Genomic DNA, 14,071 nt, shown 5'->3' on the forward strand with positions numbered 1-14,071 from the left:
AAATATCTATAACAATAAGTTTATGCTTACAGCGTTATTATGAGGAATAGAAAGTTGTAACGCTCCATAAAGCTTTTAGGAGGAATAAAGGTGAAAGCCAGATATAGTGTAATTGTACCCATGTTCAATGAGGAGCAAGTAATTAGCGTTACTTATGAACGTTTGAAAAAAGTAATGGACGAATGCGGCGATACTTATGAGCTAGTCTTCGTTAATGACGGAAGTCGTGATCGTTCGGCCCAGATGATTCGGGAGATCAGTGATCGGGATGAATGCGTCAAGCTAATTGACTTCTCGCGTAATTTCGGACATCAGGTAGCAATTACAGCTGGCATGGACTATGCCGAAGGTCAAGCGGTTGTTGTTATTGACGCTGACCTTCAAGATCCACCGGAGGTCATTTTGCAAATGATCGAGAAGTGGAAAGAGGGCTATGACGTTGTGTACGCGAAGCGGCTGAAGCGCCGTGGAGAAACGATGTTCAAAAAAGTAACGGCTAAGATCTTTTATCGGTTGCTCAGCAGCATGACAAGTGTAGACATTCCTACGGACACAGGTGACTTCCGTCTTATTGATCGTAAGGTATGTGATGTCTTGCGGGGTCTCAAGGAAAAAAATCGGTATGTCAGAGGTTTAGTGAGCTGGGTCGGCTTTAAGCAGACGATGGTGGAATATGAGCGGGAAGAACGATTTGCAGGAGAAACTAAGTATCCTCTTAAGAAAATGATTCGCTTTGCGCTGGATGGGATCACTTCTTTTTCGCATAAGCCACTTAAGATTGCTACGTATGTCGGATTCTTTCTTTCCTTCTCCAGCTTTCTCTATTTATTCTTCGTATTGTTTCAAAAAATCTTTTTCACCTCATGGACGGTTCCGGGTTGGGCTTCCATTGTAGGCGTCAATTTGCTCTTTAACGGTATCGTTCTGATGCTGCTAGGTGTAATCGGTGAGTATATTGGACGGATTTATGACGAGTCTAAGGATAGACCATTGTATATTGTCAGTGAGACCATAGGATATCGTAACGAAGAAGAAGTGGATCGCCGGAAGGATTACAATGATGTCAGATAAGAACTTGCGGACTGCTTTCATACAGTTTCTCAAATTTAATGCTGTAGGTCTGGTAAATACCCTCATTGATTTCGTAATCTTCACATTACTGAACTCACTTGGGATGGTATATGCATTGGCACAGGTGATTTCTTATAGTGCAGGGACAGCGAATAGCTTTATTTTGAATAAAAAAGTAACCTTTCGGGATCGCGATCGTGGCAAAAAAGAAGGTTTTGATAAGGTACAGTTGTTGAAGTTTATCATGCTGAATCTGGTGGTCTTAGGGATATCGCTGCTATTAATGCATCTGTTGACTGACAAGTTAGGCATTCAAGTGTTGATCTCCAAGGTATTAGTAACCTTTGTTACGGTGATCATTAATTTCTTCGGAAGTCGTAAATGGGTATTCTAAAATCAAGAGAATCAATACACGGAGGTGACAATCATGCGTAAATTCTCGTGCGTGCTCATACTGGCTGGGATCCTTATCATGCTCTATCCAAAAGCTAACGAATGGTATAACGACTGGCAGCAGGATAAGCTATTAGAATCAGCTGAACTCAGCACCACTGAAAGCACTCCACCACCTGATCTGAAGAGCAGATATGCCGAGGTCACTCAGCTACTAGCGGAGGAATCCGTTCTAGATGCACAAGCACAGCCGCAAGAAACAGAAAAGCCGGAACCGGAAATTGAAGTGGGTGGCAAAGTCATCGCATTAATTGAGATCGATAAGATCGATCTGAAGCTGCCTGTATTAGAAGGGGCTACTAAAGCGAATATGAAGCATGCTGCGGCCCATATGAAAGAAACAACTCCATTAGGAGAAATAGGGAACGCTGCAATAGCTGCGCATAGAGCTAGAACTACGGGCAGATTGTTTAACCGATTGAATGAGGTTGTGATTGGGGATACGATTACGGTAAAAACTAGCGATCAGACTTATAATTACGAGGTTTATGATATTTCTGTTGTACTTCCTAGTGATGTGTCTGTTCTAGACGGGAATAACAAAGATAAAATTCTTACCCTAATTACGTGTGACCCACTAGTAGATCCTACACATCGTTTGATTGTTCATGCCAAGCTTTCCTAATCGTTGACGAGAAATAACAAGAGAACTCAAATACAGAGAAATAACTATAAAATAATAGTAAATCTAGCAATTTTGTTCTTGTTTACGAGGATAAATATGGTAGTATAAGACTATAAAAGCTAAACACGATAAACGGCAAACCTATCGAAAGGTAGGGACGCAAAGCTAAAGGGCCTTCCCGAAAGGATGGCAGCCAGTTACCGAATGAAGAGGCTTTTTTTGTTTTTATAAAATATATAAGAATCTTAGATTCATATTTCTACTAGGACTGATTCTGTTAATTTGTCTAGTGAAATTAGAACAGATAGAGCTTATACGATAACGGCAAACCTATCGAAAGGTAGGGACGCAAAGCTAAAGGGCCTTCCCGAAAGGATGGCAGCCAGCTACCGAAAGGGGTTTTATCCGTGAAAAAGGTTTATTTTATGATGATGGCGCTGTTCGTACTAATTACTGCGGTTCCGGTAAGCACAGCTCAAGCCGCAAGTGTAGATGCGAGCTGGTTGATTACATCAAAAGTGGCTCAAGGTGTTATTGGGATTAACTATGATATTCCGAAAGATAAAAGAATCAAACTCATGATCACTAAAGACAACAGCAGCTATACATATAACTTATATGCTTCTGGACAAGCGGAGGACTTCCCTTTACAACAAGGTAATGGTACTTATAAGGTTTCTGTTCTTGAGAACACAACAGGAAATAAATACAAATCGTTATATTCCGAAGTAGTAGATGTAACCATGAGTGACTCGAATTCCGTATATTTGGGCTCCGTACAGAATGTGAAATGGAGTTCTTCTGATAAAGCGATCCTTAAGGCAAAAGAGCTTACAAAAGGCAAAACAACAGATGAAGAAAAAGTTAAGGCAATCTATAACTATGTAGTTGCTAATGTACAATACGATTATTCTCTTGCTAATAACGTAACAACAGATTATATTCCGAACATTAACAACACTTTGAATACTAAAAAAGGAATCTGCTATGACTATGCTTCTCTTTTTGCCGCAATGCTGCGTAGTGTAGATGTGCCTGCTAAGTTGGTGATGGGGAATACTAGCTACGTTACCCAATATCATGCATGGAATGAAGTACTGATGGATGGGAAATGGGTTACTATTGATACTACGGTAGATGCATCGGCAGCGAAGAGTAAGAAGAATGCAGATTTTATTAAGGCTTCAAGTAAGTATACTGCAGCAAAATACTATTAATTTGCATCGCTAGAATCATAACTCTATTAAATAAACAACCAGCTTAATTATTAAGCTGGTTGTTTATTTTTCTATTAGGGGTTGCTTTTCTATGAATAGATAGGTTATTATAGTTAAGCGTTGTTGGAAAGCGTACAGGCAATGTTTGAGAGAGTGATATAAACGGTTTTCGAAAAATAAAGCTTGCATTACTGAGAACAACATGATATATTATAAGAGTTGCTGCTGAGACATTAAACGGCGCCAACGAGAACTTGATCTTTGAAAACTGAACAACGAGTGAGTAGGAAATCACGAAAGTGAATTCCAAAACTGATGAGTTTCACAGCGTATTTTACGCTTTTGAAATTTCATCGTGAGAATTAATTTTCTCGTCAGATGTTTCAAAATGAGCATATCGCTCTTTTCAATACTAATTGGAGAGTTTGATCCTGGCTCAGGACGAACGCTGGCGGCGTGCCTAATACATGCAAGTCGAGCGGAGTTATTTTGAAAGCTTGCTTTCAAAATAACTTAGCGGCGGACGGGTGAGTAACACGTAGGCAACCTGCCCTTTAGACTGGGATAACTACCGGAAACGGTAGCTAATACCGGATAATTTCTTTCTTCTCCTGAAGAAAGAATGAAAGACGGAGCAATCTGTCACTGAGGGATGGGCCTGCGGCGCATTAGCTAGTTGGTGGGGTAACGGCCCACCAAGGCGACGATGCGTAGCCGACCTGAGAGGGTGAACGGCCACACTGGGACTGAGACACGGCCCAGACTCCTACGGGAGGCAGCAGTAGGGAATCTTCCGCAATGGACGAAAGTCTGACGGAGCAACGCCGCGTGAGTGATGAAGGTTTTCGGATCGTAAAGCTCTGTTGCCAGGGAAGAACGTCCGGTAGAGTAACTGCTACCGGAGTGACGGTACCTGAGAAGAAAGCCCCGGCTAACTACGTGCCAGCAGCCGCGGTAATACGTAGGGGGCAAGCGTTGTCCGGAATTATTGGGCGTAAAGCGCGCGCAGGCGGTCATTTAAGTCTGGTGTTTAAACCTTGGGCTCAACCTGAGGTCGCACTGGAAACTGGGTGACTTGAGTACAGAAGAGGAAAGTGGAATTCCACGTGTAGCGGTGAAATGCGTAGATATGTGGAGGAACACCAGTGGCGAAGGCGACTTTCTGGGCTGTAACTGACGCTGAGGCGCGAAAGCGTGGGGAGCAAACAGGATTAGATACCCTGGTAGTCCACGCCGTAAACGATGAGTGCTAGGTGTTAGGGGTTTCGATACCCTTGGTGCCGAAGTTAACACAGTAAGCACTCCGCCTGGGGAGTACGGTCGCAAGACTGAAACTCAAAGGAATTGACGGGGACCCGCACAAGCAGTGGAGTATGTGGTTTAATTCGAAGCAACGCGAAGAACCTTACCAGGTCTTGACATCCCTCTGAATCCACTAGAGATAGTGGCGGCCTTCGGGACAGAGGAGACAGGTGGTGCATGGTTGTCGTCAGCTCGTGTCGTGAGATGTTGGGTTAAGTCCCGCAACGAGCGCAACCCTTAACTTTAGTTGCCAGCAAGTAATGTTGGGCACTCTAGAGTGACTGCCGGTGACAAACCGGAGGAAGGTGGGGATGACGTCAAATCATCATGCCCCTTATGACCTGGGCTACACACGTACTACAATGGCCGGTACAACGGGAAGCGAAGCCGCGAGGTGAAGCCAATCCCATCAAAGCCGGTCTCAGTTCGGATTGCAGGCTGCAACTCGCCTGCATGAAGTCGGAATTGCTAGTAATCGCGGATCAGCATGCCGCGGTGAATACGTTCCCGGGTCTTGTACACACCGCCCGTCACACCACGAGAGTTTACAACACCCGAAGTCGGTGGGGTAACCCGCAAGGGAGCCAGCCGCCGAAGGTGGGGTAGATGATTGGGGTGAAGTCGTAACAAGGTAGCCGTATCGGAAGGTGCGGCTGGATCACCTCCTTTCTATGGAGAATCGTCTTCTGCAATGAAGACATTCAAATCGGAAGTTAAACTTCCAAATCTCAGGTTTAGGCCTGTTACTCACTCGTTGCTCAGTTTTGAGAGTTTAAGCTCTCAAGTAAGACTTGATCCTTGAAAACTGGATACCGAAACGAATTTGCGTTTTAGAACATCTTTTAGCAACTTGTGCAAACAAGTAAATGTTATTAGTGAGATGATTCCAAGAGAAATGTCATTGTATGATATTTTCCTACGGAAAAATCAAGGTTAAGCTAATAAGAGCACACGGAGGATGCCTAGGCGCCAGGAGCCGACGAAGGACGTGGCGAACAACGAAACTGCCTCGGGGAGCTGTAAGCAAGCTTTGATCCGGGGGTGTCCGAATGGGGAAACCCAGCTGTGGTAATTCGCAGTTACTCATCTCTGAACACATAGGAGATGTAGAGGCAGACCAGGGGAACTGAAACATCTAAGTACCCTGAGGAAGAGAAAACAATAGTGATTCCGTCAGTAGCGGCGAGCGAACGCGGAACAGCCTAAACCTAAGAGCTTGCTCTTAGGGGTTGTGGGACGTCTCACATGGAGTTACAAAGGAATATGGTAGGTGAAGAGGTCTGGAAAGGCCCGCGATAGAGGTAAAAGCCCTGTAACCTAAACTGTGTTCTCTCCGAGACGGATCCCGAGTAGTGCGGGGCACGTGAAACCCCGTATGAATCCAGCAGGACCATCTGCTAAGGCTAAATACTACCTGGCGACCGATAGTGAAACAGTACCGTGAGGGAAAGGTGAAAAGCACCCCGGAAGGGGAGTGAAATAGAACCTGAAACCGTGTGCTTACAAAAAGTCAGAGCCCTATTAATGGGTGATGGCGTGCCTTTTGTAGAATGAACCGGCGAGTTACGTTTAACATGCAAGGTTAAGTCGAGAAGACGGAGCCGCAGCGAAAGCGAGTCTGAATAGGGCGAATGAGTATGTGGACGTAGACCCGAAACCGTGTGATCTACCCCTGTCCAGGGTGAAGGTGCGGTAACACGCACTGGAGGCCCGAACCCACGCATGTTGAAAAATGCGGGGATGAGGTGGGGGTAGCGGAGAAATTCCAATCGAACTCGGAGATAGCTGGTTCTCCCCGAAATAGCTTTAGGGCTAGCCTCGGTATAAGAGTAGTGGAGGTAGAGCACTGATTGGGTGCGGGGTCCGCAAGGATTACCAAGCTCAGTCAAACTCCGAATGCCATATACTTATTGCCGGGAGTCAGACAGTGAGTGCTAAGATCCATTGTCAAAAGGGAAACAGCCCAGACCATCAGCTAAGGTCCCCAAGTGTGTGTTAAGTGGGAAAGGATGTGGAGTTGCACAGACAACCAGGATGTTGGCTTAGAAGCAGCCACCATTGAAAGAGTGCGTAATAGCTCACTGGTCGAGTGACTCTGCGCCGAAAATGTAACGGGGCTAAACACACCACCGAAGCTATGGCTAGATACGTATGTATCTGGGGTAGGGGAGCGTTGTATGTGGGTTGAAGGTGTACCGTAAGGAGCGCTGGACAGCATACAAGTGAGAATGCCGGTATGAGTAACGAAAAGATCAGTGAGAATCTGATCCGCCGAAAGCCCAAGGTTTCCTGAGGAAGGCTCGTCCGCTCAGGGTAAGTCGGGACCTAAGGCGAGGCCGAAAGGCGTAGTCGAAGGACAACAGTTTGAAATTACTGTACCACCGTAATCCGCTATGAGCGATGGGGTGACGCAGGAGGGTAGTGACGCGGACTGATGGATATGTCCGTCTAAGCAGTGAGGCTGATGTGTAGGCAAATCCGCACATCGTTAAGGCTGGGCTGTGATGGGGAGCGAAAATTACAGTAGCGAAGGTCATGATCTCACACTGCCAAGAAAAGCCTCTAGCCAGGAGAAGGTGCCCGTACCGCAAACCGACACAGGTAGGCGAGAAGAGAATTCTAAGGCGCGCGGAAGAACTCTCGTTAAGGAACTCGGCAAAATGACCCCGTAACTTCGGGAGAAGGGGTGCCCCGGTAGTGTGAATAGCACGAGGGGGCCGCAGTGAAAAGGCCCAAGCGACTGTTTAGCAAAAACACAGGTCTGTGCGAAGCCGCAAGGCGAAGTATACGGGCTGACGCCTGCCCGGTGCTGGAAGGTTAAGGGGAGTGGTTAGGAGCAATCCGAAGCTATGAACCGAAGCCCCAGTAAACGGCGGCCGTAACTATAACGGTCCTAAGGTAGCGAAATTCCTTGTCAGGTAAATTCTGACCCGCACGAATGGCGTAACGACTTGGGCGCTGTCTCAACGAGAGATCCGGTGAAATTTTAATACCTGTGAAGATGCAGGTTACCCGCGACAAGACGGAAAGACCCCATGGAGCTTTACTGCAGCTTGATATTGAATTTGGGTACGATCTGTACAGGATAGGTGGGAGCCGTAGAAATCGGAGCGCAAGCTTCGGTGGAGGCGCCGTTGGGATACCACCCTGATCGTATCTAGGTTCTAACCTAGTACCGTAATCCGGTACGGGGACCGTGTCAGGCGGGCAGTTTGACTGGGGCGGTCGCCTCCTAAAGAGTAACGGAGGCGTTCCAAGGTTCCCTCAGAATGGTTGGAAATCATTCGAAGAGTGCAAAGGCATAAGGGAGCTTGACTGCGAGACCTACAAGTCGAGCAGGGACGAAAGTCGGACTTAGTGATCCGGTGGTACCGCATGGAAGGGCCATCGCTCAACGGATAAAAGCTACCCTGGGGATAACAGGCTTATCTCCCCCAAGAGTCCACATCGACGGGGAGGTTTGGCACCTCGATGTCGGCTCATCGCATCCTGGGGCTGAAGTAGGTCCCAAGGGTTGGGCTGTTCGCCCATTAAAGCGGTACGCGAGCTGGGTTCAGAACGTCGTGAGACAGTTCGGTCCCTATCTGTCGTGGGCGCAGGAAATTTGAGAGGAGCTGTCCTTAGTACGAGAGGACCGGGATGGACGTACCGCTGGTGCACCAGTTGTTTCGCCAGAAGCATGGCTGGGTAGCTACGTACGGACGGGATAAGCGCTGAAAGCATCTAAGCGTGAAGCCCCCCTCAAGATGAGATTTCCCAATTAGTAAGACCCCTTGAAGACGACGAGGTAGATAGGTTGGAGGTGGAAGTGCAGTAATGCATGGAGCTGACCAATACTAATCGGTCGAGGGCTTATCCTATACTTAAGACGCAAATTCAATTCGGATTCAGTTTTCAGGCATCAAGCCTGGATTACGCTATGGAATTTATTCACACTTCTGTGATGAAGCAAATTTCACGCGACAGCGTCTGTTTGACAGACGCATGTTTGGTGGCGATAGCGGAGGGGTTCCACGCGTACCCATCCCGAACACGACCGTTAAGCCCTCCAGCGCCGATGGTACTTGGACCGAAGGGTCCTGGGAGAGTAGGACGTTGCCAAGCACACGAAGCCATTGTTGATTTATCAACAATGGCTTTTTTGTTCCCTTTATCGGTTGATTTAAATAATGTGGATAAGTTATGGGGAAATAACAAAAAAATAAAAGTTACTAACATGTGGATGAAATAATTAAATTTATTCATAATTGAAAGTAGTCCCCATTTTATGTGGATAGAGCAGTGGTATATGTGGATACTTCAAATAAATGCAAGGATTTTTTGCATTGTAGGGGGATAAACAATGGAGAACCATACTAATCTTGTGTGGATAGAGCAATTTTCTGTACATGCGAGTGACACGGATTATCGCTCAAAAGCGAAGTTATCCTTTATTTTGGATGTAATGCAATGCGCAGCGGACTTCGCCGTGGGTAATTTGGGGATAAGTGTAGAAGAAATGCTGAATGCAGGAATGGGCTGGATGATGATTACGTTAGATCTTGATTTTAAGCGTATTCCTCGTCCAAATGATGTGCTTAGTGTACATACCTGGAGTAAAGGTACCAAAGGGGCTTTATGGCAACGGGATTATCGTATTTTGGATGCAGATCATATAGAGATTGCCAAAGCGCGTTCTATATGGGCTTTAGTAGATATTGAGAAGAGAAAGATACTCAGACCGAACGCTCTTCCAGTTCAAGTTAAGCATTATAATGGCGATTCAGTAGGCGATATGCCTGTTAAGGTAACGATCCCTACTGATATTACTATGGAAGAAGCTTATCGGTATCAGGTAAGATATAGTGGGCTGGATAGCAACGGACATTTGAATAATGCCCGATACGGAGATTTATGTTGTGATGCACTCAGTTTAGCGGAATGGGATAATGCGGAGTTCACACGCTTCCGGATTACTTATCTACAAGAAGCTAAGTTTGGGGATGAACTGGTCATTTTACGTTCAGCTGTAACGGATGATGGTATATATGTCCGTGGCCAGAATAGTGATATTGTATTTTTTGAAGCATGTATTGAGTGGAAAGATATGAATAAGTAAAAAGTTTATAAATATGGAATATTATTATAAAAGCGATTTGTCCGAGCATCAATCGGGGCAATCGCTTTTTTATTTGAATATAGTTGATGATTTTAACATATTTGGAATAAATCTTTGAGCCTGTCACAATTCAAGAGTCTACATTCGTTATATAGTTGTAGTCAATAACAAGGAGGTGATTCTTTGGAACGTCGCAGCCCCGGGGTCCCTGTGAATCAAACGTTAATTGAAGAGGCTATAAGTCAGGTTCTTGAAGGCAACCGAGAAGCCTATAGAACTATAATACAAGCCTACGAAAGAAAGATTTATACGTATTGTTATTATATTTTAAGAAGTCATGAAGAAGCAGAGGATGCTGTGCAAGATATATTTGTAAAAGTGTATCAGGAACTCAGACGTTATGAGAAACGAGTATCTTTTAACGCATGGCTTTATAAAGTGGCCTACCATCATTGTCTGGATCAGATTCGTAAACGCAAACGACGAAAGCGTCTGTTGTCGCTATATAAAGAACAGCAGCCCAAAGCCTATTATAATCCACACGACGAGGAACCCTTGCAGAAGTTATTTATGGATGGCCTGACAACCGAAGAGAGTAATCTACTGATTCTTAAGGTGGTTGAGCAGTACAGTTTTGAAGAAATGAGTCAGATTATGGATTGTAATTCAGCTACTTTACGCAAGAAATTTGAACGTCTACGCAAAAAGTTGATCCGGCAAAGAAAGAATGAAGGAGGTAGCCCTCATGGAGAAATGGCAAGATCGAACTGAAAGTGAGAAGATGGAGTACATTCGCCAAACATTCCAAAATCATGAAATGCCGGTAGACAGTTTCAGTGATTTAATTATGAAGCGAATAGGAGACGAGGGAATGGAAAAACGAGCGGTAAGAATAGGTGGAAAAAACCTCCTGAAAAAATCACTGGTGGTTGCCTCGGCAGTAGCAGTGTTGGGTGCGGGTATAATCGGTAGCGGATTTGTATCCCCAGTCATGGCTGAAACGTTGAAGCAGATTCCTGTTGTAGGAAGTATTTTTAAGGGTATTGACGATAAAGGTCTTAATGCTGCTGAGGAAAAAGGATTATCTACTGCCCCGAACCAAAGCGTTACCCATGATGGAGTGACCTTAAAGGTTACCGATGCATATTATGACGGCTCGCGGTTGGCTTTTGCGATTGAACGGGAGGGCATTGATAATGATAAGATGATGGCAGAGATGATTATTGAACCAATTGAGTTCGATCCAGAGGTAATAGAACAGCAGTATGCGAAAGTGACAATGAACCAGTCCGAAAGAGGGTTGTTGGGTTCAGCAGAAGTGAAATTGCCGAATGGGAAAGAACTGGAGAGCCAAATGTCGTCTTCTGGTGATGTTGAGGGGAAAAAGAATGCTATTTTATACGATTATAGAAATCTAAATAATGTAGAGGCATTGGGGAATGAATTTGAATTAAGCATCAGTGTGCCGGTTACACAAATCGCAGAGCCTTTTATAATCAAGGTGCCGGTGAAAAAAGTAACGGAAGGAATTATCAAGCTTGATTTGAACCAAACAAAAGAGGCACAACAATTCAGTTATACGATTACCAAGCTGGAATTAACTCCAGCCACAAGCAGATTACAGCTCAGAGAAGAAGGTAAAGCGCCAACTGTGAAAGAAAAAGATGGATACACAACCTCTGAAATGTTCTATGAAATTGTTGATGAACTAGGCAATGCATTTTCTTCGAGTGGGAATCTCAACTTGCCGGCTATAGTCTATCCTATGGTAGACAAAGATTTTAGTCCGTTCCCGCAAACACCTAAAACAATTACAGTTAAGCCATTTACTTATTCCATTGACGGGAATCATCAAGCATTAAGGGATGAAGAAGGAAAATATGTTAAACATTATTATCCAGAGCTTGAACAAACGATTCAGGTGGAGCAAGAGTAGCTGTAAACCCAATAAACTAAACAAAGTCCGTGTCTGCATAGCAGATGCGGATTTTTCTAATGGAATGAAGGTTTCACTCACTGAGTTTTCGTTGTTTGATTATTTAGTGTGTAACGGAGTGACCCGATAAGCCTGACGATATTTGCTAACATTCATTTAATGCTATAATGAAATTTGATGTGGAAAGGGGAGCATTATGAAGACATTAGTATTGGCGGAGAAGCCGTCTGTTGCACGCGAGATCGCACGAGTCATGGGATGTAATAATAAACAGAAGAGCTATATTGAAGGTCCAAAATATGTGGTTACCTGGGCACTGGGGCATTTAGTCGGCCTGGCAGAGCCTGAGGATTATAATAAAAAGTTTGCAACTTGGGCCTTGGAGGATTTACCGATTTTACCGGAGAAGGCAAAGCTGAAGGTGCTGCGTGAGACCAACCAGCAATACAAAGCTGTTCAGCATCTAATGAAGCGTCAGGACATTGAGGAGCTTATTGTTGCGACAGATGCTGCCCGTGAAGGGGAACTGCTGGCTCGCTGGATTATGAATATGGCAGGGTGGAAAAAGCCATTCCGGCGGCTATGGATATCCTCACAGACTGATAAGGCAATTAAAGAGGGATTCGCAAAGCTCCGCCCCGGTCGGGAATTTGATCGTCTGTATGAATCTGCACGTTGCCGCGCAGAGGCGGATTGGATGATTGGACTGAATGTCACGAGAGCACTGACATGTAAGTTCGGTTCGCCGCTCTCCGCAGGGCGGGTACAAACGCCGACATTAGGGATGATCATGGATCGTGAACAGGAGATTACGGGTTTCCGTTCCGTTGATTTTGAGACATTGACTGCAGATTTTGGGGATTTCCAAGCGGCTTGGCGGGCTAGTAACGGAGATGGGCGGATATTCGAAAAAGATAAGACAGCAAGTCTGAAGGATAAGCTTACTGGGCGCAGCGGCCGTATTATAAAGGTGCAGAAGAGTGAAAAGAGCGAGCCTCATCCTCTAGCTTATGATCTGACTGAATTGCAGCGTGATGCGAACCGGAAGTTCGGCTTCTCTGCGAAGCAGACCTCCAGTGTGCTTCAGCGTTTATATGAGCAGCATAAGCTAGTCACTTACCCGCGTACGGACAGTCGTTACTTAACCTCAGATATGACAGGCACACTTAAGGAAAGATTGGACAGTGTGGCTGTCGGTCCATATGCGGCGTTGGCACGTCCACTGCTGCGCAAACCGCTGCCGATTACGAAGCGAATTGTGGATGATAGTAAAGTAAGTGATCACCACGCTATTATTCCTACAGAGCAGACTGTGTTGCTAAATGGGCTGAGCACTGAGGAGCGTAAGCTGTATGATCTGATCGTGCGGCGTTTTATCAGCTTGTTCTACCCACCCGCTCGTTATGATGCGGTAGCTGTTACTGTCAACGCGGAGGGCGAGAGCTTCCATGTCAAAGGAACAACAGTAAAAGATGCCGGCTGGCGTGAAGTGTACGGCGGAGATATGAGTAACGATGATGACGAGGAAGCATCGGACGAGCCAGCAGCTGGCAGTGTAAAGCTGCCTGAGCTGCGCGAAGGGGCAACTGTCACGATTGGCCGCTGTATGGTGCGTCCTGGACGGACACAACCACCGAAGCGTTATAATGAAGCTTCGCTTTTGACGCAAATGGAGAAGCATGGACTGGGAACCCCGGCGACGCGTGCGGATATTATCGAGAAGCTGGTGAGCTCTGATACGATTGAGCGTCAGGGGAATCTCCTGCATCCGACAGGAAAAGGTAAGCAGCTTATCGAGCTGGTATCCACCCAGCTACGGACACCAGATCTAACTGCGCGCTGGGAAGCTGAACTCGAGAAAATTGCGCGTGGTCAAGGTAAACCGGAGCTCTTTTTACAAGGCATCCGCAGTATGGCACAGGAACTGGTTACAGGTGTCAAAACTAGTGGAGCAGAATACAAACCACATAATGTCTCCAACAGTAATTGTCCGGAATGCGGTACAAGACTACTCGAGAAAAAGAGCAAACGGGGTAAGCTGCTTGTGTGTCCTGCAGATAACTGTGGATATACCCGTGCTGGAGAGAAAAGACTATCGAATCGCCGCTGCCCTCAATGCCATAAGAAAATGGAACTTAAAGAAGGTAAAGCTGGCATGTTCGTACAATGTTTGGGTTGTGGCATCACAGAAACCTTGGATAAGGATCATAAGCATGTGAATAAACGCGAACAGCAAAAGCTGGTGCAGCAATATAGTAAGCAGGAAAGCATCGGTTCTAACCTTGGGGAGCTGCTGAAAGCAGCGCTCGAAGGGCAAAAGAAGGATAAGTAGAAAGCTTCGAATATATTGTAATTATGAAGGCTGCTGA

At 45.6% G+C, this 14,071-nt stretch carries 8 protein-coding genes, 3 rRNA genes and 2 riboswitches; all 11 genes read left to right on the forward strand.

Annotated features, from left to right (window positions below):
* The first annotated feature begins 90 nt into the window (after nt 1-90).
* The 11 genes from MHB64_RS03210 to MHB64_RS03260 all read left to right on the forward strand — a co-directional run bounded on the left by MHB64_RS03210 (nt 91) and on the right by MHB64_RS03260 (nt 14,034).
* Nucleotides 91-1,071: a glycosyltransferase family 2 protein gene (locus MHB64_RS03210; RefSeq protein WP_341133695.1), complete on the forward strand. Its 981-nt coding sequence runs from the start codon at nt 91-93 to the stop codon at nt 1,069-1,071.
* Nucleotides 1,058-1,465, forward strand: a complete 408-nt coding sequence (locus MHB64_RS03215) for a GtrA family protein (RefSeq protein WP_256989838.1) — start codon at nt 1,058-1,060, stop codon at nt 1,463-1,465. The genes MHB64_RS03210 and MHB64_RS03215 overlap by 14 nt, the downstream gene beginning before the upstream one ends.
* A gap of 33 nt (nt 1,466-1,498) precedes the next feature.
* Nucleotides 1,499-2,149: a class D sortase gene (locus MHB64_RS03220; protein WP_341133696.1), complete on the forward strand. Its 651-nt coding sequence runs from the start codon at nt 1,499-1,501 to the stop codon at nt 2,147-2,149.
* A gap of 124 nt (nt 2,150-2,273) precedes the next feature.
* A riboswitch (cyclic di-GMP riboswitch) is annotated at nt 2,274-2,354 on the forward strand.
* Nucleotides 2,355-2,462: 108 nt separating this feature from the next.
* Nucleotides 2,463-2,543, forward strand: a riboswitch (cyclic di-GMP riboswitch).
* A 13-nt stretch (nt 2,544-2,556) separates the two neighbouring features.
* Nucleotides 2,557-3,366 (forward strand): transglutaminase-like domain-containing protein, encoded by an 810-nt coding sequence (locus tag MHB64_RS03225; RefSeq protein WP_094874830.1) that lies wholly within the window; start codon nt 2,557-2,559, stop codon nt 3,364-3,366.
* Nucleotides 3,367-3,779: 413 nt separating this feature from the next.
* Nucleotides 3,780-5,337 (forward strand): 16S ribosomal RNA (locus MHB64_RS03230).
* A 262-nt stretch (nt 5,338-5,599) separates the two neighbouring features.
* Nucleotides 5,600-8,528: ribosomal RNA gene (locus tag MHB64_RS03235) — 23S ribosomal RNA — on the forward strand.
* Nucleotides 8,529-8,655: 127 nt separating this feature from the next.
* A 5S ribosomal RNA gene (gene rrf / locus MHB64_RS03240) occupies nt 8,656-8,772 on the forward strand.
* Together the 16S, 23S and 5S rRNA genes form the textbook arrangement of a ribosomal RNA operon.
* A 238-nt stretch (nt 8,773-9,010) precedes the next feature.
* Nucleotides 9,011-9,766 (forward strand): acyl-[acyl-carrier-protein] thioesterase, encoded by a 756-nt coding sequence (locus MHB64_RS03245; protein ID WP_341133697.1) that lies wholly within the window; start codon nt 9,011-9,013, stop codon nt 9,764-9,766.
* 183 nt (nt 9,767-9,949) lie between these two features.
* Nucleotides 9,950-10,537 carry an RNA polymerase sigma factor gene (locus MHB64_RS03250; RefSeq protein ID WP_341133698.1) on the forward strand — a complete coding sequence of 196 codons (588 nt, stop codon included), beginning with the start codon at nt 9,950-9,952 and terminating at the stop codon, nt 10,535-10,537.
* Nucleotides 10,512-11,702: a DUF4179 domain-containing protein gene (locus MHB64_RS03255; protein ID WP_341133699.1), complete on the forward strand. Its 1,191-nt coding sequence runs from the start codon at nt 10,512-10,514 to the stop codon at nt 11,700-11,702. The genes MHB64_RS03250 and MHB64_RS03255 overlap by 26 nt, the downstream gene beginning before the upstream one ends.
* 196 nt (nt 11,703-11,898) lie before the next feature.
* Nucleotides 11,899-14,034 carry a DNA topoisomerase III gene (locus MHB64_RS03260; protein WP_341133700.1) on the forward strand — a complete coding sequence of 712 codons (2,136 nt, stop codon included), beginning with the start codon at nt 11,899-11,901 and terminating at the stop codon, nt 14,032-14,034.
* Nucleotides 14,035-14,071: the final 37 nt, after the last annotated feature.

The organism is Paenibacillus sp. FSL K6-2859 (assembly GCF_038008265.1).
In the GTDB taxonomy this organism is placed as follows: domain Bacteria; phylum Bacillota; class Bacilli; order Paenibacillales; family Paenibacillaceae; genus Paenibacillus_AQ; species Paenibacillus_AQ nitricinens.